The 24647-nt window shown below is 70.5% G+C and carries 21 protein-coding genes; 10 read left to right on the forward strand and 11 right to left on the reverse strand.

Going from position 1 to position 24647, the window contains the following annotated elements:
* Positions 1-498: 498 nt before the first annotated feature.
* The 8 genes from AC2EWF_RS14320 (at position 499) to tsaB (ending at position 9779) form a co-directional block, all read left to right on the forward strand.
* Positions 499-1068 carry a YdeI/OmpD-associated family protein gene (locus AC2EWF_RS14320; RefSeq protein WP_483640055.1) on the forward strand — a complete coding sequence of 190 codons (570 nt, stop codon included), beginning with the start codon at positions 499-501 and terminating at the stop codon, positions 1066-1068.
* Between the two features lie 203 nt (positions 1069-1271).
* The gene (mrcB, locus tag AC2EWF_RS14325; protein WP_483640056.1) at positions 1272-3629 is read left to right on the forward strand and encodes a penicillin-binding protein 1B; all 2358 of its coding nucleotides are present in this window, start codon (positions 1272-1274) and stop codon (positions 3627-3629) included.
* A 1-nt stretch (position 3630) separates the two neighbouring features.
* Positions 3631-4161 (forward strand): tetratricopeptide repeat protein, encoded by a 531-nt coding sequence (locus AC2EWF_RS14330; protein WP_483640057.1) that lies wholly within the window; start codon positions 3631-3633, stop codon positions 4159-4161.
* Between the two features lie 386 nt (positions 4162-4547).
* Complete coding sequence (gene yoaA / locus AC2EWF_RS14335; RefSeq protein ID WP_483640058.1) at positions 4548-6509, forward strand: DNA repair helicase YoaA; 1962 nt, start codon at positions 4548-4550, stop codon at positions 6507-6509.
* Complete coding sequence (locus tag AC2EWF_RS14340; protein ID WP_483640059.1) at positions 6506-6904, forward strand: nuclear transport factor 2 family protein; 399 nt, start codon at positions 6506-6508, stop codon at positions 6902-6904. Before yoaA ends, AC2EWF_RS14340 begins: the two co-directional genes overlap by 4 nt.
* 6 nt (positions 6905-6910) lie before the next feature.
* On the forward strand, positions 6911-7678 hold the full coding sequence (locus AC2EWF_RS14345) for an ABC transporter substrate-binding protein (protein ID WP_483640060.1): 768 nt from the start codon (positions 6911-6913) through the stop codon (positions 7676-7678).
* A gap of 46 nt (positions 7679-7724) precedes the next feature.
* The gene (gene lldD, locus AC2EWF_RS14350) at positions 7725-8858 is read left to right on the forward strand and encodes an FMN-dependent L-lactate dehydrogenase LldD (protein ID WP_483640061.1); all 1134 of its coding nucleotides are present in this window, start codon (positions 7725-7727) and stop codon (positions 8856-8858) included.
* A gap of 222 nt (positions 8859-9080) precedes the next feature.
* Positions 9081-9779, forward strand: coding sequence for a tRNA (adenosine(37)-N6)-threonylcarbamoyltransferase complex dimerization subunit type 1 TsaB (tsaB, locus tag AC2EWF_RS14355; protein WP_483640062.1), 699 nt, complete (start codon positions 9081-9083; stop codon positions 9777-9779).
* Positions 9780-9840: 61 nt separating this feature from the next.
* On the opposite strand, the gene AC2EWF_RS14360 is transcribed toward tsaB, so the two are convergent.
* The 3 genes from AC2EWF_RS14360 to AC2EWF_RS14370 all read right to left on the reverse strand — a co-directional run bounded on the left by AC2EWF_RS14360 (position 9841) and on the right by AC2EWF_RS14370 (position 13102).
* On the reverse strand, positions 9841-10914 hold the full coding sequence (locus tag AC2EWF_RS14360; RefSeq protein WP_483640063.1) for an alpha/beta hydrolase family protein: 1074 nt from the start codon (positions 10912-10914) through the stop codon (positions 9841-9843).
* 158 nt (positions 10915-11072) lie between these two features.
* Positions 11073-11873 carry a helix-turn-helix domain-containing protein gene (locus AC2EWF_RS14365; protein WP_483640064.1) on the reverse strand — a complete coding sequence of 267 codons (801 nt, stop codon included), beginning with the start codon at positions 11871-11873 and terminating at the stop codon, positions 11073-11075.
* Positions 11874-12076: 203 nt separating this feature from the next.
* Positions 12077-13102 carry a YeiH family protein gene (locus AC2EWF_RS14370; protein ID WP_483640065.1) on the reverse strand — a complete coding sequence of 342 codons (1026 nt, stop codon included), beginning with the start codon at positions 13100-13102 and terminating at the stop codon, positions 12077-12079.
* 93 nt (positions 13103-13195) lie between these two features.
* Here AC2EWF_RS14370 and AC2EWF_RS14375 point away from each other — a divergent pair, with 93 nt between their 5' ends.
* A complete protein-coding gene (locus tag AC2EWF_RS14375) occupies positions 13196-14083 on the forward strand; it encodes a LysR family transcriptional regulator (protein WP_483640066.1) in 888 nt (295 codons plus the stop codon).
* Positions 14084-14105: 22 nt separating this feature from the next.
* Here AC2EWF_RS14375 and AC2EWF_RS14380 read toward each other — a convergent pair whose 3' ends face one another.
* The 7 genes from AC2EWF_RS14380 to AC2EWF_RS14410 form a co-directional block, all read right to left on the reverse strand.
* Complete coding sequence (locus AC2EWF_RS14380; RefSeq protein WP_483640067.1) at positions 14106-15674, reverse strand: APC family permease; 1569 nt, start codon at positions 15672-15674, stop codon at positions 14106-14108.
* A gap of 158 nt (positions 15675-15832) precedes the next feature.
* Positions 15833-17431, reverse strand: coding sequence for an aldehyde dehydrogenase family protein (locus AC2EWF_RS14385; protein WP_483640068.1), 1599 nt, complete (start codon positions 17429-17431; stop codon positions 15833-15835).
* A gap of 1 nt (position 17432) precedes the next feature.
* Entirely contained in the window at positions 17433-18338 is a 906-nt protein-coding gene (locus tag AC2EWF_RS14390) for a dihydrodipicolinate synthase family protein (RefSeq protein ID WP_483640069.1), read from the reverse strand.
* A 14-nt stretch (positions 18339-18352) separates the two neighbouring features.
* Positions 18353-19627 (reverse strand): FAD-dependent oxidoreductase, encoded by a 1275-nt coding sequence (locus AC2EWF_RS14395; protein ID WP_483640070.1) that lies wholly within the window; start codon positions 19625-19627, stop codon positions 18353-18355.
* Positions 19620-19865: a 2Fe-2S iron-sulfur cluster-binding protein gene (locus tag AC2EWF_RS14400; protein WP_483640071.1), complete on the reverse strand. Its 246-nt coding sequence runs from the start codon at positions 19863-19865 to the stop codon at positions 19620-19622. The genes AC2EWF_RS14395 and AC2EWF_RS14400 overlap by 8 nt, the downstream gene beginning before the upstream one ends.
* On the reverse strand, positions 19862-20974 hold the full coding sequence (locus AC2EWF_RS14405) for an NAD(P)/FAD-dependent oxidoreductase (protein WP_483640072.1): 1113 nt from the start codon (positions 20972-20974) through the stop codon (positions 19862-19864). The genes AC2EWF_RS14400 and AC2EWF_RS14405 overlap by 4 nt, the downstream gene beginning before the upstream one ends.
* Positions 20971-21912 carry a 4-hydroxyproline epimerase gene (locus tag AC2EWF_RS14410; RefSeq protein WP_483640073.1) on the reverse strand — a complete coding sequence of 314 codons (942 nt, stop codon included), beginning with the start codon at positions 21910-21912 and terminating at the stop codon, positions 20971-20973. Before AC2EWF_RS14410 ends, AC2EWF_RS14405 begins: the two co-directional genes overlap by 4 nt.
* 136 nt (positions 21913-22048) lie before the next feature.
* Between AC2EWF_RS14410 and AC2EWF_RS14415 the strand changes: the two genes are divergently transcribed.
* The gene (locus tag AC2EWF_RS14415) at positions 22049-22750 is read left to right on the forward strand and encodes an AraC family transcriptional regulator (protein ID WP_483640443.1); all 702 of its coding nucleotides are present in this window, start codon (positions 22049-22051) and stop codon (positions 22748-22750) included.
* A 45-nt stretch (positions 22751-22795) separates the two neighbouring features.
* Here AC2EWF_RS14415 and ptsP read toward each other — a convergent pair whose 3' ends face one another.
* The gene (gene ptsP / locus AC2EWF_RS14420; RefSeq protein ID WP_483640074.1) at positions 22796-24526 is read right to left on the reverse strand and encodes a phosphoenolpyruvate--protein phosphotransferase; all 1731 of its coding nucleotides are present in this window, start codon (positions 24524-24526) and stop codon (positions 22796-22798) included.
* Positions 24527-24647: the final 121 nt, after the last annotated feature.

Raw genomic sequence — 24647 nt, forward strand, 5'->3', positions numbered from 1 at the left:
CTCTTGCTTCCGTGCTCTGGCGAGATTCAAAGCGGTTTCGTGCGCCCTGCGGGCGGCCGAGCTACTTTTCTCTGCGTGGCCAGAGAAAAGTAGCCACGATCGCCGCAGGAGCGGCGGCGAACGGCGAAGCCGGCCCGCAGGGCGGAGGGCAGGATGCCCGACGTAAAAGAGAGGCCACCCCGATGGCGCGCCCTCCGCCCATCCATGGGCTACGGGTGCGCGGACGGGCCACGGGGTTTTCCGACGGCACATCCCTGTGCCGGCGGAAAACTGGCCCGCATCCCTGCGGGCCATCCTGCGGACTTTCCTTCGCCAACCCGCCGCGCCATAGGGGCCCCGGAAAAGCAGCGCGCTCCTGCGCGCAGAAGCAAAAGCACAGGCACGCCGCCTCCATCGGATCGATGTGCATATCTCGCATTTTGCGGCGATAAGCGATATCAATCACGTTTCGTGCGATATGCACGGCAACCATGCTCGCCATTCAAGCGCAGGTACGGCATGAACGACCGCAAGATCACGTTCGCCAATCAGGAAGATTGGGAGGCATGGCTCAGCTCGAATGGAGACACTGTCGCCGGCGTTTGGCTGCGCATCGCGAAGAAATCCGCGGAGCGGTCGAACCTTACTTATGCCCAGGCGCTTGAGGGCGCCATTTGCCATGGCTGGATAGATGGCCAAAAGCAGGCAGAGAGTGAGCACTATTGGCTTCAACGATTTACTCCCAGAACAACCAAAAGCATTTGGTCGAAAATCAACAAGGCGAAAGCCGAGGCATTGATGTCGGCCGGAAGGATGCGTCCGGCAGGGCTTCGCGAAATCAATCGCGCGAAGCAAGATGGGCGCTGGGACGCCGCTTATTCATCGGCAAGCACATCAACGGTACCTGATGACTTGCAGGAGGCTCTGGACAGGAATCCGAAGGCCAGGCGGTTCTTCGCGACCCTCGACAGGCAGAACCAGTACGCAATCCTGTTCAGAATCCAGAATGTGAAAAAGGCCGAAACGCGTGCGAGAAAAATCTCCCAATTCATTGACATGTTGGGCAACGGCGAAAAAATTCATCCGTAGCTGGAGCCGGCCTGGCAAGGCTCTGCAGCCGCTTACCATCCGCTACGCACTCTGTCGGCGGCAGAGCTTCGGCGTGGTGCCTCGGCAGCGTCCTTGTGCGCTCTTCGATAGCCGCGAAGCCCCCGAAAGCGCCGATTTCGTTCAGATGCGCGCCGGGTAGCAGGCCCTATCATCGGCGCCTGTATGTTCAGGATTCCCCCGCCTTGCTGACCCGCACCCGCTCCTTCCTGCGCGCCGCGTGGCCGTGGCTGCGCATCCCGTTCTGGATTTGCCTGGGCCTGCTGGTCGGCTTCGTGCTGCCGTACACGCTGGTGCTCAACAAGCGCGTGCAGGAGCGCTTCAACGACCTGGTGTTCGCGGTGCCCACCCGCGTGTTCGCGCGGCCGCTGCCGCTGGCGGCAGGCGAGCCGATGACGCCGGCGGCGCTGCAGCTGGAACTCACCTTCGCCGGTTACAGCGAGGACGGCCACGGCCAGGTGCCCGGCAGCTGGGCGCGGCAGGGCACGCGCTACACGATCTCCTCGCGCGGCTACGCCGGACCGGAGGGCGGCGAGCTGCCCAAGCGCATCGAGGTGCGCCTGGGCAACGGTGCGGTCGCCTCGCTGCGCGACCTCGCCACCGGCAAGCCAGTCGAACTCACCCATCTCGATCCCGCGCGCATCGCCACTGTGTACGGTGCGCAGCAGGTCGACCGGCGCATCGTGCACCTGGCCGACCTGCCCCCGCTGCTGGTCAGCGGCCTGCAGGCGGTGGAAGACCGCACTTTCAAGCACAACATCGGCATCGACTTCGGCGGGATCGTGCGCGCCGCGTTCGCCAACCTGCGCGCCGGCCACACCGTGCAGGGCGCTTCCACGCTGACCCAGCAGCTGGTGCGCAACCTGTACCTCAGCCGCCAGCAGACCTTCACACGCAAGATCAACGAGGCGCTGATGTCCCTGCTGCTGGAGATGCATTACAGCAAGGACCGCATCCTGGAGGCCTACGTCAACGAGGTCTTCCTCGGCCAGCAGGGCGGACAGGCGGTGCACGGCTTCGCCGCCGCCGCCGAGTTCTACTACGGCCGCCCGCTGCGCGACCTGCGCCCGCAGGAGATCGCGATGCTGGTGGGCCTGGTGAAGGGGCCGAGCTACTACGATCCGCGCCGCTACCCCGACCGCGCGCTGGCGCGCCGCAACCTGGTGCTGCAGGAATTCGTCGACACCGGCCTGCTCTCGGCGGAGCAGGCCAAGGCTGCGCAGGCCGCGCCGCTGGACGTGATCAGGAACGGCCAGCTGCCGCATGACCGCTTCCCTGCCTTCATGCAGCTGGTGCGCCAGCAGATCACCAGCGATTTCGACGAGGACACGCTGCGCGCGGGCAATCTGTCGATCTTCACCACGCTGGATCCGGCGGCACAGCTGTACACCGAGCAGGCCATCGACACCACGATGAAGGAGCTCGGCAAGCGCGCCGACCCGCTGCAGGCGGCCGGCGTGGTCACCGATGCCCACGACGGCAGCGTGCTGGCGGTGGTGGGCAGCAAGATACCCGGCGACCAGGGCTTCAACCGCGCGCTGGATTCGCAGCGGCCGATCGGCTCCACCATCAAGCCGTTCGTCTACCTGGTGGCGTTGACCGACCCCGCGCGCTGGAACCTCGCCACCGCGCTGGACGACAGCCCGATCAGCATGCGCATGCAGAACGGCACGCTGTGGGAGCCGCACAACGACGACAACCAGAGCCATGGCATGGTGCCGATGGTGGACGCGCTGGCGAAGTCATGGAATCTCGCCAGCATCCGCCTCGGCCTCGCGGTGGGGCTGCCGCGCATCCGCGCGTTCCTGCAGTCCTTCGGCCTGGCCGATGTCAACTCTGGCCCCTCGCTGCTGATCGGCGCGCTGGATCTCTCGCCGCTGCAGGTGGCGCAGCTCTACGAATACATCGCCTCCGACGGCCATGCGCTGCCGCTGCTTGCGGTGCGCGGCGTGGTCGACGGCAACGGCCGCACCATCAAGCGCTACGAGGTGCAGAGCGGCAAGGGCGAGTACCAGGAGGCGGTACGCCTGGTGACCTGGGCGATGCAGCAGGTCACCACCTACGGCACCGCGAGCTCCCTCGGCAGTTCCAGCTTGGCCTCGCTGCACGTCGCGGGCAAGACCGGCACCAGCAACGACCTGCGCGACAGCTGGTTCGCCGGCTTCACCGGCGGGCATCTCGGGGTGTTCTGGATGGGCCGCGACGACAACAAGCCCGCCCACCTGTTCGGCGCCACCGGCGCGCTGCGCGCGTGGCGCAACCTGTTCGCCAAGCTGCCGACCCGGCCGCTCTCCGCCGCGCCGGGCGACGGCCTGCAGATGGCCTGGATCAACCCCGTCGACGGCAAGCCCACCGAGCCGCAGTGTTCGGGCGCGAAGCAGGTGCCGGTGGTGAGCGGCTCGCTGTCCGCCGACGTCGAAGGCTGCGGCTTCTGGCAGACCCTGTTCGGCGGCGGCAGCCCGGCGCCTTCGTCCAGCAGCGGCGGCCCGTCCAGTCCGGGCGTGACGGCGGCCGTCGACCACCCCCTTCCTGGCGGAAACTGACATGTCACGAGTTCGTCGTACCCTGCGCGCTTGGCCGCTGCCCCTGGCGGCAACCCTGCTGGCGGCCTGCAGCACGCCTGGGCCGGTCGAGTCGCCGAAACAACCCGCGTTGGCACCCGCCGCCATGGTCGCGGCGATCCGTGTCGCCGGCGAACGCGAGCAGTCCGTGATCGCGGTGCAGCCGCTGGCCGATCCCGGCATCGAGGCCTGGAAGCAGGCCGCTCGGGCCGACAGCGACGCCGGCCATTACGACGCTGCCGCGGCCAAGCTCGACCAGGCGCTCAAGCACAGCCCCGATTCGCCCGAGCTGCTGCAGGATCGCGCCGAGGTGGCGGTGTACCAGCGCGACTACGCGCTGGCGCAGAAGCTGGCCCGGCAGTCCTGGACGCTGGGCCCCAAGCTCGGCCCGCTGTGCGCGCGCAACTGGGAAACCGTCGCCCAGCTGCGCCAGGAAGCCGGCGACGAGGCCGGCGCCGCCACCGCGCAGAAGTGGGTGGCGAAATGCCACGTGCAGGGCATCAACCGGTTCTGAGCCGGTAGCCGCGGTTCCGCGTGAGCCCGGCCAGGCCCGGGCCGCGGCCATTCCCGCCGGGTGACGGCCGCCATTTCAATTTTCCGTCCCTCATACGTCCAGCTCCCGAGACGGGTTGGAGCGCGTCGCTGCGGCCGTGGCCGGTCCGGGCATCCCGGGCTGTCGCCGCCGTACCCCGCGCGGCCGACCCGACGGATGGGAGTGGTATGCACGCCTTGCCTGGCAAGCGTGCAGGTCTGCGTCGGGAGGGCGCGTTCCGGCTACCCGGCGGTGCCCCCGCACCGCCGGGTGGTCGGAGGACTTCCACCGTTTCGAGGCCCCGGCCGCCGCCGCGCGGACCGGTGCGGCCGGTTTGCCGCGCGCAGCCCCTGGGCGATACTGCGGCGATGATAGCTTCCGACGACACGCTGTCCGACAGCGCCGCTGCGCTGCTGGGTCCCGAGGGTCCGTTCGCCCGCGAGCTGCCCAACTTCGTGCCGCGCGCCGCGCAGCAGGCGATGGCGACGGCGGTGGCGCAGGCCATCGCCGGGCGCGAGACGCTGATCGCCGAGGCCGGCACCGGCACCGGCAAGACCTACGCCTACCTTGTGCCCGCCCTGCGGTCGGGGGAGCGGGTGATCGTCTCCACCGGCACCAAGGCGCTGCAGGACCAGCTGTATTTCCGCGACCTGCCGAAGGTGCTCGGCGTGCTCGGCATGCGGCTGAAGACGGCGCTGCTGAAAGGTCGGGCGAACTACCTCTGCCTGTACCGGCTCGACCAGGCCGTGCGCGACGGCGCGACCTTCGACAAGGCGCAGGCCGCGCACCTGGCGACGATCCGTGCCTGGTCCGCGCGCACGCGCCGCGGCGACCGCATGGAGCTGGCCGAGGTGCCGGAGGAATCGCCGCTGTGGCCGCGCGTTACCTCCACGCCGGAGAACTGCCTGGGCGTGGAGTGCCCGTTCTACGACGACTGCCACGTGGTGAAGGCACGCCGCGAGGCGCAGGAGGCGCAGCTGGTGGTGGTCAACCATCACCTGCTGTTCGCCGACCTTGCCCTGAAGCAGGAGGGCTTCGGTGAGATCCTGCCTGGCGCCGCGGCCTTCGTGCTCGACGAGGCGCATCAGCTGCCCGAGCTGGCCGGGCAGTTCTTCTCGCAGAGCGTGAGCGCGCGCCAGCTCACCGAACTGGCGCAGGACAGCTTGCGGGAATGCGGCGGCGTCACCGGCGCGATCGGCCTGCTGCTGGAGCCGGTGGAAGCACTGCAGGACGCCCTCAGGCGCTTGCGCCTGGCGATGGAGCCGCTGCCGCCGCGCGGCGCGTTCGGCGCGCTCGAAGCCGTGGCCGAGGTGCGCGCAGGGCTGCACGAAGTCGGCGAACTGCTGTCCACGCTCGCCGACCTGCTCGCCTCGCAGGCCGAGCGCTCGCGCGGCCTGGCCAATGCGCACGAGCGTGCCGCGCTGCTGGCCGAGCGGCTGCAGCGCATCGCGGAACAGGCGTCCGAACGCGACGTGCGCTGGTACGAGCTGTTCCCGCGCGGCTTCGCGCTGTACGCCACGCCGCTGGACCTCGCCGCGCCGCTGCGCGCCATGCGCGAACGCAGCGAGGCCGCCTGGATCTTCACCTCGGCCACGCTGTCGGTGGCGGGGCAGTTCGATCATTTCGCGCGCCAGCTGGGCCTGGACGAGCCGCAGGCCCTGGCGCTGGAAAGCCCGTTCGACTATGCACGGCAGGCACTGTGCTACCTGCCGGACGGCTTGCCCGACCCGGCCGCGCGCGACTACACGGAACGCGTGCTCGACGCCGTGCTGCCGGTGCTGCAGGCCTCGAACGGCCGCGCCTTCCTGCTGTTCACCTCGCACCGCGCGCTGCGCCGCGCCGCCGAGCTGCTGGCCGCGCGCGTGCCCTGGCCGTTGTTCGTGCAGGGCACGGCGCCGCGGCACCAGTTGCTGGAGGAGTTCCGCCATTCCGGCCACGGCGTGCTGCTGGGCGCGGCCAGTTTCTGGGAGGGCGTGGACGTGGTGGGCGACGCGCTCAGCGTGGTGGTGATCGACAAGCTGCCGTTCGCGGCGCCCGACGATCCGGTACTGGTGGCGCGGCTGGAAGCGCTGGAACGGCAGGGCGTCAATCCCTTCATGGGCTGGCAGGTACCGGCCGCGGCGATCGCGCTGAAGCAAGGTGCCGGCCGGCTGATCCGCAGCGTCACCGACCGCGGCGTACTGGTGCTGTGCGACCCGCGCATCGCCGGCAAGGGTTACGGCAAGCTGTTCCTCGCCAGCCTGCCGCCGATGCCGCGCACGCGCGCGCTGGCCCAGGTGCAGGCGTTCTTCGCGCCGCCCGTCGAAGACCGCCGGGAGTCGATCGCATGAGCCACGAGCCCGAACTGCGCACCGATCCCGCGCTGGTCGAAGTGCTGGACGAACTGCGCCGGCGCGAGCCGATCTTCCATCGCCCGGAGTTCGGCACGCATCGCGAAGACCATCTCGCGATGACGGCGGAGGATTTCTGGGAGGTCGGCGCCTCCGGTCGCCGCTACAGCCGCGACTACGTGCTCGACGTGCTGGACGAGCGCCAGCGCGACCCGCAGCCCGATCCGTGGGAAACTGCCGACTTCCATTGCCGCCGGCTTGCCGATGCGGTCTACCTGCTCACCTACACCTTGCGCCAGTGCGAACGGCTGACCCGTCGCGCCACGATCTGGCGGCGCGACCCGGACGGCTGGAAGATCCTGTACCACCAGGGCACCGTGGTCGCCGAACCCTGAATCGCCATGCGCGTCTTCTCCCATACCTGTTCCAACACCGAGATCGTCTGCGCGCTTGGCTGCGCGTCGATGCTGGTCGGCGTGGACGCGGATTCCGATTACCCGCCCGAAGTCGTCGCCGGCCTGCCGAAGACGGGGCGCGACCTCGATCTCGATGTGGATGCGGTGCGCAGTCTCGGACCCGACCTGGTACTGACCTCGCTGACCGTGCCCGGCCACGAGCGCGTGGTGGATGCGCTGCAGGCGGCGGCCATGCGGACCCTGGTATGCGATCCGCAATCGCTGGACGACGTGTACGGCGACATCCGCCGCATCGCCGCCGCGCTGGGCGTGCCGGCGCGCGGGGAGGCGCTGGTGGCGTCGATGGAAGCCGCGATGCCCCAGGTGGACGTCGATGGCGCGCGGCCGCGGGTGCTGGTGGAGTGGTGGCCCAAGCCGGTGATCGCCGCGGCGCGCCATTCGTGGGTCAACGACCTCATCCATCGCGCGGGCGGGGTGAATCCCTGGGTCGACGTGGACGCCAGGAGCGTGCCGCTGGAAAACGCCGCCGCGGCGGCGCAGCGGCCCGACGTGGTGGCAATGAGCTGGTGCGGGGTGAAGGTGGCCAACTACCGCGCCGACAGGGTGCGTGCCCGCGAAGGCTGGGGCGAGGTGCCGGCGGTGCGCCACGGCCGCATCCACGCCATCAGCGAAGCGTTCCTGGGCCGCCCCGGCCCGCGGCTGGTGGAAGGCTACCGGCAACTGCGCCGGGCCATCGCCGCCGCTGTGGCGTGAGCCGCCGACATTGCGCGGGGCACCTGCCCGTAGCACAGTGCCGCGCATGATCATTTCCTCGACGCTGGACTATCGTGCGGCTGCGCAGCGCCGCCTGCCGCCCTTCCTGTTCCACTACATTGACGGCGGCGCCTACGACGAGCAGACCCTGCGCCACAACGTCGATGACCTGCGCAGCCTCGCCCTGCGCCAGCGCGTACTGAAGGAAGTCGGCGAGGTCGATCTCTCTACCGAGCTCTTCGGCGAGAAGCTGAGCCTGCCGCTGGCGTTGGCGCCGGTGGGCCTCACCGGCATGTACGCGCGACGCGGCGAGGTGCAGGCGGCGCGCGCGGCGGCGGCGAAGGGCGTCCCGCTCACCCTGTCCACCGTGTCGGTGTGCCCGATCGAGGAAGTGCAGGGACACGCGCGGCCGCTGTGGTTCCAGCTCTATGTGCTCAGGGATCGCGGCTTCATGCGTAACGCGCTGGAACGCGCCTGGGCCGCCGGCGTGCGCACCCTGGTGTTCACCGTGGACATGCCGGTGCCGGGCGCGCGCTACCGCGACAGGCATTCGGGGATGTCCGGCCCGCACGCCGCCTTGCGCCGCGCGTGGCAGGCCTGCCTGCATCCGCACTGGGCCTGGCACGTGGGCGTGCGCGGCCGCCCGCACGACCTCGGCAACGTGTCGGCCTACCTCGGCCATCGCATCGGCCTGGAGGATTACATCGGTTGGCTGGGCAAGAACTTCGATCCCGCGATCGGCTGGCGCGACCTGCAGTGGATCCGCGACGCCTGGAAGGGCGCAATGGTGCTCAAGGGCATCCTTGATCCCGGGGATGCGCGCGAGGCCGCCCGTTTCGGCGCCGACGGCATTGTGGTTTCCAACCACGGCGGCCGCCAGCTCGACGGCGTGCTGTCCTCCGCGCGTGCGCTGCCCGCCGTCGCCGATGCGGTAAAGGGCGAGCTCGCCATCCTCGCCGATTCCGGCGTGCGCTCCGGTCTCGATGTAGTGCGCATGCTGGCGCTGGGCGCCGACGGCGTGCTGCTGGGCCGCCCCTTCGTCTATGCGCTGGCCGCGGCCGGCGAACGCGGCGTGGCGCACCTGCTCGACCTCATCGCCGCCGAGATGCGCGTGGCGATGACGCTGACCGGCGCGAAGTCGATTGTCGAAATCACGCGGGACAACCTGGCCACCGTCTAGTGCGCATGGCGACGGCGCTTCCCGGGCCACGCCATCGCGCCGGCCCGGAATGGGCCGTTGCCGCCTCCGGCAACGCCCGTCGCAATGCTGTGATGTGCACTTCCTGGCCAGGCGCATGCACATGATCTTTCCGGCACGCGGTTGCATGGCGGCAAGTGGCCGAGGCCTGGCCGGCGGGGTCCGGGCATGGCGCCTGCCGCCAGCCGCTATCATGGTGCGGCCATGAACCTGCTCGCGATCGAAACCGCCACCGAAGCCTGCTCTGTCGCCCTGGTCCACGGCGACGAAGTGATCGCGCGCAGCGAACTCGCGCCGCGCCGGCACGCCGAGCGCGTGCTGCCGATGGCGGACGCGCTGCTGGCCGAAGCCGGCCTGGGCAAGCACGCGCTGGACGCCATCGCCGTGGGCCGCGGCCCCGGCGCGTTCACCGGCGTGCGTCTGGCGGTGTCGCTGGCGCAAGGCATGGCGCTGGCACTGGACCTGCCCGTGGTCACCGTCTCCTCGCTCGCCGCGCTGGCGCTGGAGGCGCCGGACGACGTCGACGTCGACAGCGCCATCCTCGCCGTGATCGACGCGCGGATGGGCGAGATCTACGCCGCCTGCTACCGCCGTGACGGCGAAGGCGGCCTGCTCGCACTGGACAACGAACGCGTGTGCACCGCCGACGCGCTGCTGCTGCCGGAAGCAGCAGCGTGGCAAGTGGTGGGTAGCGGCTGGGCCACCTACGGAACGGTGCTGCGCGAAAAGCTGGGCGACGAGCCGCGCTACGCCGACGGTGCCCGCTACCCGCAGGCCGTGCACGTCGCCGAGCTGGCCGTCCGCGAGTTCAAGGCCGGCCGTGCGCAGGCACCGGAACTGGCCTTGCCGGTGTACCTGCGCGACAAGGTGGCGTTGACGCTGGTGGAGCAGGGGAAGGCTTGAGGCGCTGACAGCCAAGGTTACTCGCAAGTCCCGGCGAGAGCGACGCCGGGGGAGTGCGATCTCAACGGGGCGGCGCGCCAAGCGTCTTGCGGAAGAACGCCAGTGCGTCGGCATCCACTTGCCGATGGACCGCGACACGGTCCACGCCGGCGGGATCGATGCAAAGCTCCGGCGCCTCTTTCTTCAGCTGCGGCGAGCAGGGCGACAGGAAAACATAGTGGCCGGCCGCAGGAATCATCCTGATCCCGGCTAGCGTCTTGATTAGCGGTGCAATGTGCAACGCGTTGTAGCGAGGCACCAGCACCTGGTCGTGTTGACCGTAGTACAGGAATACCGGGCGGTTGATATGTGCCAGCCCCGTCCGGTCGAAGGGCAGGCCCAAGGGTGCCATCGAGAAAGCCGCCTTGACGCGCGGGTCATCGGTCGTACCCCAGCGATCGAGCTCTTTCTGCATCGCGTCCATGTACGCCCGTACGTTGGGCTGGCCGGATTGCCGCAACAGGGCGGCAATGAATTCCGGCGTGCCGCAGGATCCGGTGTCGTCGGGGTGGTCCCGGCAATAGGAAGCGAAGCGCTCGAAGCGCGGCACTGCACCGACGGTCAGCAGGGCGGTGTAGCCGCCCGCCGAGAAGCCGGCTACGCCGATCCGGGCGGGATCGATCAAGGCGGCCCAGCGCGGATCGTCCAGCAGGCGGCTGATCGCAGCTTTGACCTGAATGGGTCGTCCCACCAGCACCTGGGCCGTCCCGGTGCCGCCGGCGTCGTGATAGTTGTCCTTGGGATGTTCCAGCATCGCCACCACGAAGCCGTGACTGGCCAGAAACACGGCGAGATCGTGGTGACCCAGGTCGGAGCCGCCGTGTCCGTGCGAGATCACCACCAGCGGTTTCGTGCCAGCAATCGGACGTGCATCGCGCGCGGCGTGCAGCAGATAGGGGCCGATCCGGGTCGCGCCGTTCGCCTGCGCACTGGGATAGAACACGTAGCCCGGCATTGTGCCGCCGTTGACTGGGTCATGGATGGTGATCGCGGCGAAACCGACGCCAGTCGGGGTTTGCGCCGCAGCAGCGAAAGCGCAGGCCAGCCACAGTGCGAGCCAGCACGAAATCCGCAAGCGATGGTGATGCATGCTCATGGCAAGGTTCCTGGTGGAAGACGAATGACGGCCGAGGGGCCAGCGACCGGACCGTGATCGATCCTGCAGCAGCGATCCCCGCCGCGGCACTATGGGTCGCGGTTGCCTGGTTGTATTGAACAAATTGGCAAAGCGGCCCGGAAGCAATGCCACCGCGGTCACTCTGCGGAAGGCGGCTCGGTCAGGGGCAGAAACGGGTTGCGTCTGCTCCAGACGGATGGCGGTTCGCCCAGAAGTTCCGAAAATTCACGGACCAGGTGTGCCTGGTCCGCATAGCCGCAGCGGGCCGCGACATCGCTCCACGGCCCGACGCGGTTCGTGGAGCTGGCGATGGCGCGATGCAGGCGCTCGATGCGAAGCCAGAGTTTGGGCGCCAGGCCCACGTTCTGGGTAATCTGGTAATGCAGCGTTCTCGTGGCCAATCCCGCGATTTCCGCCAGGTCTCGGACGCTGTCGGCGCGTTGCACCGGGAGCGGTCGGAATCGCGAGTGCTTCGCGAACTCGCGGGCAAGGAAGGCGGCCAGACGCAGCGGCGCCTCGGTCCATGAGGACGGCTCGCTCAGCTGCTCCAGCAAGTGCCGGCCGCGGGCGCCGAAGATATCGGCGACCGACCATGCGTGGCCGGCCATTTCAAATGCCGGCAGGCCGGTCAGCAGAGGAAGCACGCCGGGTCGAAGCCGAACGCCGCAGGTGAATATGCGGCCATGCACCGGGATGTCCAGAAAGCCCGCGCATGGACCGACCAGCACGCAGCGGGTGCGGGGGCCGCCTGCAGCCGACGCCCATGCCGTGAAGATCAGGTACGGATTGGCGTCCGGTGGGATGCGCCACGCCAAGTCGACCGGGGCGGAAATATCTCCTTGCGTCCAGATGTGTTCGACGAAGGCTTGCAAGGGTAGCGGCGCCGCGAATAGGTTCGCAGTCCGCGTTCCTGCACCCGCTTGGTCAAACAGTATCAACGACGTATCGCCGGGACGAGTCGGGAGAGCCTGAGCATAGCGTTACCGGCAACGCATCCCCAACGTTTCGACCGGCTCGTGCCGGATCCTGCCGATGCGCGCGTATCCCGTGCGGACGGCAGCCTGGCTTCAGGAGCGAGGCTGCCATCGGCGTGGCCGGTATGTGGGTGTCCAGGAGGGGCAGTTGCGACCGCCGCCGGGGCTCAAAGCTGCCCGATCACCAACTGCACCGCCAGGCTGCTGACCGACACCGCCGCCCACACGCCCAGCCCCAGCAGGATCGGCCGCGCGCCGCTGGCGATCATCCTGCGCAGGTTGGCGGAGAGGCCGATCGCGGTGAGCGCCACGATGATCAGGAATTCGGCGGCGGCATGCAGCGCGGGCAGGATGGCAACGGGAACCAGCCCGGCGGTGCGCAGCGCCGAGGCCACCAGGAACCACAGGATGAACCACGGGAAAATGCGGCGCAGGCTGAAGTCGGTGGCGCCCTTCTTTTTCTCGCGCGCGGCCACTGCGAACGCCAGGATCAGGCAGATCGGGATGATCAGCGTGGCGCGGGTGAGCTTGACGATGGTGGCGTAGTCGCCCGCCGCATGGCTGTAGCTGTAGCCGGCCGCCACCACCGACGAGGTGTCGTTGATCGCGGTGCCGGCCCACAGGCCGAAGCCGAGGTCGGACAGGTGCAGCAGGTGGCCGAGCAGCGGGAACAGCAGCACTGCCACCACGTTGAACAGGAAGATGGTGGAGATCGCGAACGCGGTGTCGTGCTCGTCGGGCTTGATGATCGGCGTCACCGCGGCGATCGCCGAGCCGCCGCAGATCGCGGTGCCCACGCCGATCAGGATCTTCAGCTTGTCGTGCACGCCCAGCCAGCGGCCCAGCGCCCAGGCGCTGAGAAAGGCCACGGTCAGCGTCACCAGGGTCACCGACAGCGACTCCAGCCCGGTCTTCGCCACCTGGGTCAGGCTGAGGCCGAAGCCCAGCGCGATGATCGACCACTGCAGCACCTGCTTGCCGCCGAACGCGATGCCCGGCGTGAAGCGCGCGTCGGGCGAGAACAGGTTGCGCACCGCGATGCCGAGCAGGATGCCGAACACCGGGCCGCCGATCAGCGGATACCGGCGGCCCAGCCACCAGGCGAGCAGGGCGATGGCGATGGCCAGCAGCAGGCCGGGCGCGCGGCTGCGCAGGGTGGGGCGGGCGAGGGCGGTGGCGAGTGGGGTGTTCATGGGCACGACGCGCTGTGGGGATGCGCGCCATTGTCCTCGTGCCAGTCGATCAGAAAAACTTGGAAAATCTGATCGTTTATATAAGATATGGTGATGAACAACATCAGTCCGCGCCAGCTCGAGGTGTTCGTGCAGATCGCGCTGCTGGGCAGCGTGCGCGCCGCCGCCGAGCGCCTGTACCTGACCCAGCCGGCGGCCAGCATGGCGCTGGCCGAACTGGAGCGGCAGCTGGACGCGCCGCTGTTCGCCCGCGAACGCGGCCGGCTGCGGCTCAACCCGCGCGGGCGCGAGCTGCTGCCGCTGGCGCAGGAGCTGCTGGAGCGCCACGCCGAGTTCGGCCGGCGCGGCCGCGAGGACGGCGCGGCGCTCAGCGGCGAGCTGCGCATCGGCGCCAGCAACACGGTGGGCAACTACCGCGTGGGCGAACTGCTGGGCGCGTTCGTGCGCGCACAGCCGCAGGTGGCGATCCGCCTGCGCGTGGCGAACACCGACGCGATCGCAGCGGCGATGCTCGACCACAGCCTGGACCTTGGCTGCGTGGAAGGACCGGTGACGCACCCGCAACTGGAGGTACGGCCGTGGCGCGACGACCTGCTGGTGGTGTGCGCGCCGCCCGACCATCCGCTGACGCGCAAGCGCGGCCTCAAGCCCGCCGATTTCGCCGGTACACGCTGGGTGATGCGCGAGCCGGGCTCGGCCACCCGTGCCACCAGCGAACGCGTGCTGTCGCAATTGCCGCCCGGCGAGACCGTGCTGGAACTCGACCAGATCGAGGCGATCAAGCAGGCGGTGATCGCGGGCCTGGGCATCGCCTGCCTGCCGCAGGTGGCGGTCACCGATGCGCTTGCCACCGGCCGCCTGAAGGCGCTGAAGACGCCGTTCCTCGACCTGCGCCGCAAGCTCACCATGCTGGTCCACCGCCAGAAATACCGTGGCGCGCTGCTGGACGCCTTCATCGCCCAGGCCGGCCTCGGCCGCTGAGCCGCGCCAACGCGCGTCGGCGTCAGTCGTCGTCGTTGCCGAGGTCGAGCAGGTGCGCGGGCAGGCCGGTGCGGGCGCCCCAGTAGTAGATGAGCAGGCCGGCCAGCGCGACGGCCGCGGTGTCCCAGGGATGGCCGATGATGCCGCGGCCGCCGAAGGTGCCCAGCCAGGACAGCGCGATGAGCAGCGCGTAGTAGGCCACCAGCCACCACGACGAGTACACCTCCTGGCGCAGCCTGGCGCGGCCGGCGGGCGAGGGTAGCCGGTACAGCACGTAGACCGCGAACAGCACGATCTGCAGCCCCAGCAGCCACGACACCGTCTGCCAGCTCGACCAGTACACGATCAGCGTGGCGATCACGAAGGACGCCGGGCCGATCACGCCGAAGCCGCGCACCCGGAACGGCCGCGGCAGCTGCGGCGCGTTGCGGCGCAGCGCCGCCACGGTGATCGGCGCCACCGCGTAGCTCAGCACCAGCGCGGCCGAGACCACGCTGATCAGCGCCTCCCACGAGGGAAACGGCAAGGTCCAGAAGATCGACAGCGCGAAGCTCAGCCACAGCGCGGGACGCGGAATGCCGGACTTGCCGTCGATGCGGGTGAACACCTTGAAGAACGAGCCGCTGCGCGCCCAGCCGTAGACCACCCGGGGCGTGGCGTTCATGTAGATGTTGCCGGTGCCGCTGGGCGAGATCACCGCGTCGCAGACCACCAGCGCGGCCAGCCAGGCGATGCCCAGGGTCTGCGCGATGTCATGGTACGGCAGCGCGAACATCGTGCCGGTGGCGCCCCAGCCCTGGGCCAGCAGGCGGGTGGGGATGCTGCCGAGGAAGGCCAGCTGCAACAGCAGGTAGATCACGGTGGACAGCAGCACCGAGAGGATCAGCGCGACCGGGATCGTGCGTTGCGGGCTGCGCACTTCGCTGGCGACCGAGATGATCGGCGTCAGGCCCAGGTAGGCGAAGATGATGCCGCCGGCGGAAACCGCCCCTTCCACGCCGCTGAAGCCGTTCGGGGCGAAGCCGTGCACGCTCATGTTCCGGGGCTGGAAGTGCGCCAGCAGCACGACGACCACCAGCAGCGGCACGACGAACTTGAAGATGCTGATGAGGTTGTTGGCCTTGGCGAAGGTCTTCACGCTGAAGTAGTTGAGCGCGAAGAACAGCGTCAGCAGCGCCAGCTGCACCAGCCAGCCCAGCACGGTGGGATTGCCCGCCGCGTCGCGGCTCAGCGCGGGGAACCAGGCTGCCGCGTATTGGCGGCAGGCCACGGTCTCGATCGCGATCAGGCTGGAGAACGCGATCAGGGTGATGAAGCCCATCAGCGAACCCAGCAACAAGCCGTGCGAATACTCCGGGTAGCGCACCACGCCGCCGGCGCGGGGCAGAGCGGCGCCCAGCTCGCAGTAGACGATGCCGAGCAGCAGCACGGCGGCGCCGCCGATCAGCCACGAGAGCATCCCGGCCGGCCCGGCGATGGCCGAGACATGGCTGGCCGAGAACAGCCAGCCGGAACCGAAGATCGCGCCCAGGCCGATGAAGGTCAGATCGGTGAGGCTGAGCTGGCGGTGGAACTTTCCCGTCGTTGGCATACGGTGCGATCCGGTGGCTCGTGGCAGGCGGCCTGCAACCATGGACATTCAGTCACAGGAACGGCGAGGACTCCGTCATGCGGGCAGCGGCGGTGGCCATGGCGCCGGCATCGCCCGTGCCCGGGCGGCGGCGAGGGTGCCGAGCCGACCGACCGGCATCATGCGGCCGGCGTCCACGCGTCGACGTCGTCGACGCACCAGCGGCCGTCGATCTGCCGCGCCACGCCGCCCGGGTTGCGGTCGCGCAGTTCCGGCGGCAGTTGCGCATCCGGCACGTGGTCGTAGCAGTGCAGCGCGGTGAAGCGCTGGATCGCCGCCGGCATGCCGACCGCGGTGAAGCCGGGGTGGCCGGTGCTGGGCCAGGGGCCGCCGTGGTTCATCGCCGGGCTCACCGCCACGCCGGTGGGCATGCGGTTGCCGATCAGCCGGCCCACACGGGGGCGCAGCACGCCGGCGACCTGCGACCAGGCGGCCGCGTCGCTGCCGTCGGTGGCGCTGTACAAGGTGCCGGTGAGGTTGCCTTCGAACGCTGCCGCCAGCGCGGCCATCTGCGCGACGTCGTCGGCGCGCACCAGCAGGCCGACCGGGCCGAACGCCTCGGTCTGCAGGGCCTGCGGCGCGCGCAGGAACTGCGCGGCATCCACCTGCAGCAGGGTCGGCCGGTAGCGGTAGCCCGGCCCGGTCGCGGCGCCGCCGGCGAGCAGCTCGGCGCCGGCCCCGCGCAGGATGTCCACGTTGCGCTGCAGGTGCTCCAGCACGCCGCGCGAAAACAGCACGCCCGCGGCGGCGTTGCCGAAATGCGCCACGGCGGCGGCGACGAAGGCATCGCCGGCGGCGCCGCGCGGCACCACCACCACGCCGGGATTGGTGCAGAACTGGCCGCTGCCCATCGTGCAGGAGCTGAAGAATTCCTGGGCCAGCGCGGCGCCGCGCTCGGCCACTGCGCCGGGCAGCAGGAACACCGGGTTGACGCTGGAGAGCTCCAGATACGCCGGCACACCGGCCGCGTCGGCGGCGGCTTTCAGCGCCAGGCCGCCGGCGCGGCTGCCGGTGAAGCCGATCGCGCCCAGGCGCGGATCGCCGGCCAGTTTCAGGCCCAGCGCCGGGTCGAACTGGTACAGCATCTGCACCGCCGCCGCGGGCAGGCCGGCTTCGCGCAGCGCCGCATGGGCCAGCTGCGCCAGCCGCTCGCTGGTGGCCGGGTGCGAGGGATGCGCCTTCGCGATCACCGGATTGCGCGCCGCGATCGCCGAGGCGAAATCGCTGCCGGCGATCGCGTTGAAGGCGAACGGGAAGTTGTTCGGCCCGAACACCAGCACCGGCTTGTGCAGCGGTGCGCGATGGCTGCGCAGGCCCGCCGCCGTGTCGATCACCGGCTGCGTCCAGCTGAAGCCGCGCACGGCGCGCGCGGCCTGGCGCAGCTGGCCGCTGGTGCGCGGCAGTTCCACCTTGGCCAGCCGGGTTTCCGCGGGCAGTGCGGTCTCCGCGTGGGCCAACGCGACCAGCGTCTCCGCGTCGCGCTCGATGCCGTTGGCGTAGGCGTCGAGGAAGGCGGCGATCCGTTCCGGCGGCGTCCGCGCCAGTTCATCCGCCACCGCGGCGGCGGCGGCGACGGCGGCCTCGACGTCGGCCGCGCCGTTGACCGGGAACTCCGCGCCGATGGCGCCGCCGGTAGCCGGGTCCTCGGCGCGGAAGGTGGCGGACAGTTCGCGGGCCGGCCGCCAGTCGCCCGCGATCAGCAGGGGCTGCGCGGCCATCTCAGAGCACCGGCGCGTGGGCGATGGCGTGGTCGATCACGCGCAGGGCGGCCTCGCGTTCCGCGCCATCCAACGCCAGTCGCGGCGCGCGCACGCGCTCACTGCCCAGGCCGACCCTTTCCTGCACCAGCTTGATCAGCTGCACGAACTTCGGCACGGTGTCCAGGCGCAGCAGCGGCAGGAACCACGCGTACAGCTCGGCGGCCGCGTCGGCGCCGCCGTCGCGCGCCAGTTCGAACAGCTTCACCGATTCCTTCGGGTAGGCGTTGACCAGGCCGGCGATCCAGCCGCGCGCGCCCATCGCCACGCCTTCGACGACCGCATCGTCCATGCCCACCAGCAGCACCAGGCGGTCGTCCAGCAGCGCACGCAGCGCGGCGAAGCGGCGCACGTCGCCGGAGGATTCCTTCACCGCCTGCACGTTGGGGAACTCGCTCGCGAGCTCGGCGATCTGCTCGGGCGAGAAGTCGGTCTTGTAGGCGATCGGGTTGTTGTAGAGCATGCAGGGCAGGTCGGTCGCCGCGATCACCGCGCGCAGGTGCGCGCCCATCTCGCGCCAGTCGGTGGAGTACACGTAGGGCGGCAGCACCATCAGGCCGGACGCACCCAGTGCCTTGGCCTCGCGGGCGAGGCGCACGGCCTCGTCGGTGGACAGCGCGGCGATGCCCGGGACCACCGGCGCGCGCCCGTCCAGCGCCTTCACCAGGGTGCGGATGATCGCCAGCTTTTCGTCGAACGAGAGCGTGGCCGCCTCGCCCAGCGAGCCCAGCGGCACGATGCCCTTGCAGCCGCTGTCGATCAGCATGCGCGCGTGGCTGGCGAGGAAGTCGTGGTCGACCTGGCCACCGGCGGTGAAGGGCGTGGTGATGGCGGGAATCACGCCGTGCCAGATGGATGCGTTGCTCATGGTCAGCTACCTCGTCATGCGTCGTCAGAAGAAAGGGTGGCGAGCCCGGCCAGCGTGGCCAACCGGGCGGGAAAGAGCGGCGGGCGCGCGCCGCCGCGGGAAAAGCGCCCCAGTTCGGCCAGGGCGGTGCCGCAGATGCGGCCCTGGCAGGCACCCATGCCGCAGCGCGTGGCGAGCCTGGCGGCACGGGCGTCGCCGAAGCCGGCGAGGGCGCCGAAACGGACGTCCTCGCAGCGGCAGACCAGCGTCTGGTCGTCGGCCAGCGTGCGCAGGCGCGGATCGAGCGCGAAGTGCCGGGCCAGCAGCGCGCCGAAGCGCCGCGCGCGGTCGCGCCGCGGCAGCAAGGCGCGGGCAGACGCGATGTCGCCGGTCGCCATGTGGCCGGCCATCGCGCCTTCGATGCGCGCGACAGCCAGGCCGCCGATGCCGCAGGATTCGCCGGCGGCATGGATGTTGGCCACGCTGGTGCGCAGCAAGGTGTCGACGCGCACACGCGGGTGCGTTGCCGTTTCGTCGAGGGCGCAGCCGAGCAGCGACGCCAGTTCGGTATTGGGCACCAGCCCGTAACCCACGGCGAGCAGGTCGCACTCGACGCGCTGCGCGCCGCGGGGCGCCTCAATCGCCACGCTGTGCACGGCATCGTCGCCGATGGCTTCGCGCACGAAGCAGCCGCAGCGATAGAGCATGCCCGCAAGGCGCAGGCGCAGACCGGCGGCCTGCCACGCGCGGGCAGGCCATCGGCGCAGCTGCCATGCGAAGGAACGGATCGAGTCGGCGGAGGCCTGCTCGTAGATGCCCAGCACCTGCGCACCGTGCTTGCGCAAGGTATCCGCGGCCGCCAGCAACAGCGGCCCGCTGCCGGCGACCACGACGCGTTTGCCGGCCACGGGCCAGCCCTGCTTGGCCAGGGCCTGCAGGCCGCCGGCGCCGGTCACGCCGGGCAGTGTCCAGCCGGGGAAGGGCAGCAGCAGTTCGCGCGCGCCGGTGGCCAGCACCAGCGCGCCGTACGACAGCCGCCGGGAATCCTGCGGCGTCTCCACCCGCAGCGCCCCCGGCTCCACCGCGACTACGCTGTGGCGCGCCAGCAGTTCGACACCCCGCAGCGAGGCCATGGCCTGGCGCGCCGCGCGCGACGCCGGCAGGCGCGCGTCGTGCCGCCAGACCTGCCCTCCGGCACGCGGCTGTGCGTCGAGCAGGCCTACGCGCGCGCCCCGCGATGCGGCGACCTGCGCCGCCGCCAGGCCGGCCGGGCCTGCGCCCGCCACGAGGACGTCGTAGTGCTCACGCATCGGTGACCACCTGCATGCCTTCGCCGGCCGGCGTCATGCATGCGCACACGTGGGCCACGCCATCCACCTGCACGCGGCACTCGAAGCACACGCCCATGCCGCACAGCGGCGCGCGTGGCGCACCGTCCACCGAGCGGCGGAAACACGGCGTGAGCTGCGCCACCGCGGCGGCGACGCTGGCGCCGGCGGGTACCTCCACCGGATGGCCGTTCACGACGAGCCGTACCGGCGCGCTCATGCGGCCATCCGCTGCGGCGCATAGGGCGCGGGATCGATGGCGGGCCGGCGACCCAGGATCAGGTCGATCATCAGTTTCGCGCTGCCCAGCGCGGTGGTGACGCCCAGCCCTTCATGGCCGGCGGCGACCCACTGATCGGCGGCGTCGGGCACGGCGCCGAGGTAGGGCCGTCCATCCGGCGTGGTCGGACGGAAGCCGGTCCAGATGCGCAGCGCCTGCAATTCCCGCAGGCGCGGCACGAAGGCGAAGCTGCGTTCCAGCATGCGCCGCACCATCGATGGCGAGACGCCGGCGTCGTCGGCGTGGAATTCGCGCGAGGAGCCGATCAGGATCTGCCCGGTCGGCCGCGGCTGCACGTTGAAGGCTACGCTGCTGTCGGCGTCGCCGTGGGCGCTGTCGGCGTAGCCCAGTTCCAGCAACTGGTGGCGGATCAGGCCGGGATAGCGGTCGGTGATGACAAGGTGCCCCTTGCGCGCGCGCATCGGCAGCGCCGGCAGCAGGGCGGGCAGCGCGCAGCCGGTGGCCACCAGCACAGGGCCGTACAAGTGCGTGCCGTCGTCGAGCAGCGCGCCGCCGCGCTGCAGGGATTGCACGCGGCGGCCCGCATGGAGCCGTGCACCGCGCGACTGGGCGCGCTGCACCAGGTGGCTGGCGACGCGCGGCGGGTACACCACTGCCTCGCGGGACACCAGCATGCCGCCCGCCAGCCCCGGCGCCAGGGCGGGCTCCTGTTCGTACAGCGCCGCGGCGTCGAGCAACCGGGCCTCGATGCCGACGGCGCGCAGGCGCGCGATGCGCTGGCCGGCGGCGGCGAGTTCGTCGTCGTTGCGCGCCACCCACAAGGTGCCGCAGCGGCTGAATTCGGCTTCCTCGAGATCGGCGAACGCCTCCCACAGGCCCAGCGAGTAGTGGGCCAGCGCGAGTTCGGCGGGATCGTCGTCCATCGCGACGAGATGGCCCATGGCCGCCGCCGTGGCGCCACCGCCGACCGGACCCGGCTCCACGATGGCCACGCGCATGCCTTCCGCGCTGGCGGCATCGGCGCAGCTGGCGCCGACGATGCCGGCGCCGACCACGATCAGGTCGAACGTGGCGGTGGTGCCGTTCATTCCGCGCCGCTACCCCAGGTGAAGGCGTCCGCTTCGTCGAACAGCAGCGTGCTGCGCGCCACCACGAAGGCGGTGCCGGTGATCTGCGGGTGCACGCCGCGCTCGCCCTGCGTGTATCGGCCTTCGAACACGCTGCCGAGGATGCTTTCCTGTTTCCAGGTTTCGCCCGGCGCGAGTTTGCCGTCGGCGGCCAGGCAGGCCAGCTTGGCGCTGGTGCCGGTGCCGCAGGGCGAGCGGTCGTAGGCGAGGCCGGGGCACAACACGAAGTTCCGGCCGTCCAGGCCGTCCACCGGCGACCCGGTGTTGACCTCGATGTGGTCGATCTCGCCGCCTTCCGCGCCGCTGATGCCGTTCGCTTCGAGTGCCTGGCGCACCGCCTCGGTGTAGCGGGTGAGCGCGCGCTGGTGCCGGATCTCCAGCGGCAGCGGCGTGTCGTGGGTGATGAAGAACCAGTTGCCGCCCCAGGCGACGTCGCCGGTGACGCGGCCGTACTCCGGCACGTCCACGCTGACGCCCGCGGCGTGGCGATAGCTTTCCACGTTGTCGACGGTGACACGGCCGTCTTCGTGCAGCTCCGCGCCCACGGTGCCCACCGGTGTGTCGATGCGGTGCCGGCCGGGGCCGATCCGGCCCAGGTGCTGCAGCGTGCGCACCACGCCGATGGTGCCGTGGCCGCACATGCCGAGGTAGCCGACGTTGTTGAAGAAGATCACGCCGGTGCAGGCATCCGGGCTCTGCGGCGGCACCAGCAGGGCGCCGACCACGGTACTGGAGCCGCGCGGTTCGCAGGCGATGGCGCTGCGCCAGCGGTCAAAGTCGCGGCGGAAACGCTCGCGCTGTTCCAGCAACGGGCCGCTACCCAGGTCGGGAAAGCCGCGGATGACGACGCGGGTGGGTTCGCCGCCGGTATGCGAGTCGATCACGTCTATCGTAGTCATGCGCCTATCCTCGTCCCGCCACCGCGGGGCGTCTATGGGCACTTGTGGTCTACGGGTGCGGAAATCTGCATACTTTTGGGCGCTCGCCGGAGCCGGCGATGCATCGCCCCGCATCTGCCGGAGTTGCACCGTGGAAATGAGGATCTCGGCGGACGAGCTGGAAGCGTTGTTCGATGCGCTGCCCGACGTGGTGTTTTTCGTGAAGGACGTGGCGGGCCGGTACACGCACGCCAATCTCACCCTGGTGCGCCGGCTCGGCCTCCGGCGCCGGGAGGAGGTGATCGGCCGCAGCGTGACCGAGCTGTTTCCCGCGGCCATGGGCGGCTCGTACGCGTCGCAGGACCGGCGCGTGCTGGGCGGAGAGGTCATCGAGAACCAGCTCGAGGTGCACATCTTCGCGAATCGCGCGCCCGGCTGGTGCCTTACCTGCAAGCGGCCCTTGCGGCTGGGCGAAGGCATCGACGGCGTGATCGGCATCTCGCGCGACCTGGGGCAGCCGGATGGCCGCCATCCGACCTATCTGCGACTGCGCCGCGTGCTTGCCCACCTGCAGGAGCACTATGCGGAAGGCGTCCGCGTGGCGACGCTGGCGGAGCTGGCCGAGCTCTCGGTGGCGCAGCTCGAACGGCATTTCCGCCGGGTGTTCCAGCTCACGCCGCAGCAGGTGCTGACCAAGCTGCGCATCGAGGCTGCGATGCGGCTGCTGCAGGGCGGCGACAGCGTGGCGGCGATCGGGCTGGCCTGCGGCTTCGCCGACCAGAGTTCATTCGCACGCCAGTTCAAGGCCACGGTGGGCATGTCGCCGCGCGACTACCGGAAGCTGACCGCGGCGGCGTGAGCGGCCTGGTTCCGTCCTGCGCCGCAGGACGCCGGTGCACCGCGGTCAGGCTTCGAGTTGCGCCAGCAGCGCCGCGACCTGCTCGTGGGTCGTGGCGCGCAGCAGGCGGGTGGCGTGGCCGCGCAGCGCGGCATGGTCGAGCGCGGCGAGCCGGTCGCGCACCTGCAGCAGCTGGCTGGGGTGCATGCTGAATTCATTGAGGCCGAGCGCGAGCAGCATAGCGGTGAAGTGCACGTCGCCGCCGATCTCGCCGCACAGGCTCACCGGCTTTCTGGCGCGACGGCCCGAGCTGATCACGTGCGAGAGCAGGCGCAGCATGGCCGGTTGCAGCGGGGTGTAGATGTTGTCCAGCGCGTCGTTGCCGCGGTCGGCGGCGAGCACGTACTGGGCGAGGTCGTTGGTGCCGATGGCGAGGAAGTCGGCGTGTTCGAGCAGGGCGCGCACGTTGATCGCTGCGGCGGGCACCTCGATCATCGCGCCCAGCGGCAGCTTCTCGGGCAGGTCGATGCTCTCGCGCTTCAGGTCCTGCCGCGCCAGCTTGAACAGCGTGCGCACCGCGATGAGTTCGTCCGGCTGGGTTACCATGGGCACCAGCACGCGCACCGGGCCGTAGCAGGCGGCGCGCAGGATCGCGCGGATCTGGGTGGTGAACACGGCCGGGTAGCGCAGCGACAGGCGCACGCCGCGCACGCCCAGCGCGGGGTTGTCCTCGCCGCGCAGCACCAGGCCGGCGGCATCGGCCTTGTCGGCGCCGAGGTCGAGCGTGCGGATGGTGACCGGCAAACCGCCCATGCCCAGCACCAGGTCGCGGTAGGCGATGAACTGCTCGTCCTCCGAAGGCAGGCCCTTGTGGCGCAGGAACAGGAATTCGGTGCGGTACAGGCCCACGCCGTCGGCGCCGCGGGTGCGCGCCAGCGCCACGTCGGCGGGGGTCTCCGCATTCGCCAGCAGGCGGATATCCATGCCGTCGCGGGTCCGGGTGGCCGCATTCGCCAGCGTAGCGAGGCGGCGCCCTTCGGCGGCGGCTTCGCGCTGCCAGGCGCGGTAGCGGGCGAGATCCTGCGCAGTGGGGTGCACGATCGCCTCGCCGTGCTCGGCATCGAGCAGGATCAGGTCGTCGTCATGCAGCAGCGCCAGCGCGTCGCGCGCGCCGACCAGCATCGGCAGGCCGAGGCTGCGCGCGAGGATCGCACTGTGCGAGTACGCGCTGCCGGAGCTGGTGACCACGCCGAGCAGGCCGTTGCCGGCGAGCTGGGCCATGTCGGCCGGCGCGATCGTGTCGGCGACCAGGATCTCGCCCACGCGCGCGGCCAGCTTGCGCTCCTCGACGCTGGTCTGGCGCTGCAGCGCGGAGACCACGCGGGCGATCACCTGGTCGATGTCCTCCTTGCGGCTGCGCAGGTAGGGATCGTCCATCGCCTCGAATACCGCGGCGAGCCGGTCGCGCTGTTTCTTCAGCGCGGCGCCGGCGCGGTAGTGGCCGATCTTCACCAGGTCGTCGAGGCCGCGCAGCAGCTCGGCGTCGTCCAGCAGCAGGCTGTGCGCGTCGATGAATTCGTTGACCTCGCGGGCCAGCGCGCCGTGCAGCTTGCCGCGCAGCTCGCGCAGCTCCTGCCGCGCAGTGTCCAGCGCGCGGTGCAGGTGCTCCAGCTCGCCCGCCACCTCGTCCTCGGCCAGCGGGCGGGTGTCCACCGCGTAGCGGCTGGGCTGCACCAGCCGCGCCCGGCCCAGCGCCATGCCGCGCGACGCCTGGGTGCCGGGAAGGACGTGCCTCATGGGCTGCCCCGTCGAGCCGCGGGACCCGGACCCCTAGATGCGCGACGGGGTGACGCGGGCCGCCGAAGCACCAGCTGCGCGGTTTGTGCCCCGCCGTATCCCGTATCCCGCACCCCGGATC

It is taken from the genome of Rhodanobacter sp. sgz306013 (assembly GCF_057031145.1).

Bases quoted from the DNA above. Each gene is read 5' to 3' on its own strand.
- AC2EWF_RS14320 (WP_483640055.1), top strand. From the start codon at position 499: ATGAACGACCGCAAGATCACGTTCGCCAATCAGGAAGATTGGGAGGCA.
- AC2EWF_RS14330 (WP_483640057.1), top strand. From the start codon at position 3,631: ATGTCACGAGTTCGTCGTACCCTGCGCGCTTGGCCGCTGCCCCTGGCG.
- yoaA (WP_483640058.1), top strand. From the start codon at position 4,548: ATGATAGCTTCCGACGACACGCTGTCCGACAGCGCCGCTGCGCTGCTG.
- AC2EWF_RS14340 (WP_483640059.1), top strand. From the start codon at position 6,506: ATGAGCCACGAGCCCGAACTGCGCACCGATCCCGCGCTGGTCGAAGTG.
- AC2EWF_RS14345 (WP_483640060.1), top strand. From the start codon at position 6,911: ATGCGCGTCTTCTCCCATACCTGTTCCAACACCGAGATCGTCTGCGCG.
- lldD (WP_483640061.1), top strand. From the start codon at position 7,725: ATGATCATTTCCTCGACGCTGGACTATCGTGCGGCTGCGCAGCGCCGC.
- tsaB (WP_483640062.1), top strand. From the start codon at position 9,081: ATGAACCTGCTCGCGATCGAAACCGCCACCGAAGCCTGCTCTGTCGCC.
- AC2EWF_RS14360 (WP_483640063.1), bottom strand. From the start codon at position 10,914: ATGAGCATGCATCACCATCGCTTGCGGATTTCGTGCTGGCTCGCACTG.
- AC2EWF_RS14370 (WP_483640065.1), bottom strand. From the start codon at position 13,102: ATGAACACCCCACTCGCCACCGCCCTCGCCCGCCCCACCCTGCGCAGC.
- AC2EWF_RS14375 (WP_483640066.1), top strand. From the start codon at position 13,196: ATGAACAACATCAGTCCGCGCCAGCTCGAGGTGTTCGTGCAGATCGCG.
- AC2EWF_RS14380 (WP_483640067.1), bottom strand. From the start codon at position 15,674: ATGCCAACGACGGGAAAGTTCCACCGCCAGCTCAGCCTCACCGATCTG.
- AC2EWF_RS14385 (WP_483640068.1), bottom strand. From the start codon at position 17,431: ATGGCCGCGCAGCCCCTGCTGATCGCGGGCGACTGGCGGCCGGCCCGC.
- AC2EWF_RS14390 (WP_483640069.1), bottom strand. From the start codon at position 18,338: ATGAGCAACGCATCCATCTGGCACGGCGTGATTCCCGCCATCACCACG.
- AC2EWF_RS14395 (WP_483640070.1), bottom strand. From the start codon at position 19,627: ATGCGTGAGCACTACGACGTCCTCGTGGCGGGCGCAGGCCCGGCCGGC.
- AC2EWF_RS14400 (WP_483640071.1), bottom strand. From the start codon at position 19,865: ATGAGCGCGCCGGTACGGCTCGTCGTGAACGGCCATCCGGTGGAGGTA.
- AC2EWF_RS14405 (WP_483640072.1), bottom strand. From the start codon at position 20,974: ATGAACGGCACCACCGCCACGTTCGACCTGATCGTGGTCGGCGCCGGC.
- AC2EWF_RS14410 (WP_483640073.1), bottom strand. From the start codon at position 21,912: ATGACTACGATAGACGTGATCGACTCGCATACCGGCGGCGAACCCACC.
- AC2EWF_RS14415 (WP_483640443.1), top strand. From the start codon at position 22,049: ATGAGGATCTCGGCGGACGAGCTGGAAGCGTTGTTCGATGCGCTGCCC.
- ptsP (WP_483640074.1), bottom strand. From the start codon at position 24,526: ATGAGGCACGTCCTTCCCGGCACCCAGGCGTCGCGCGGCATGGCGCTG.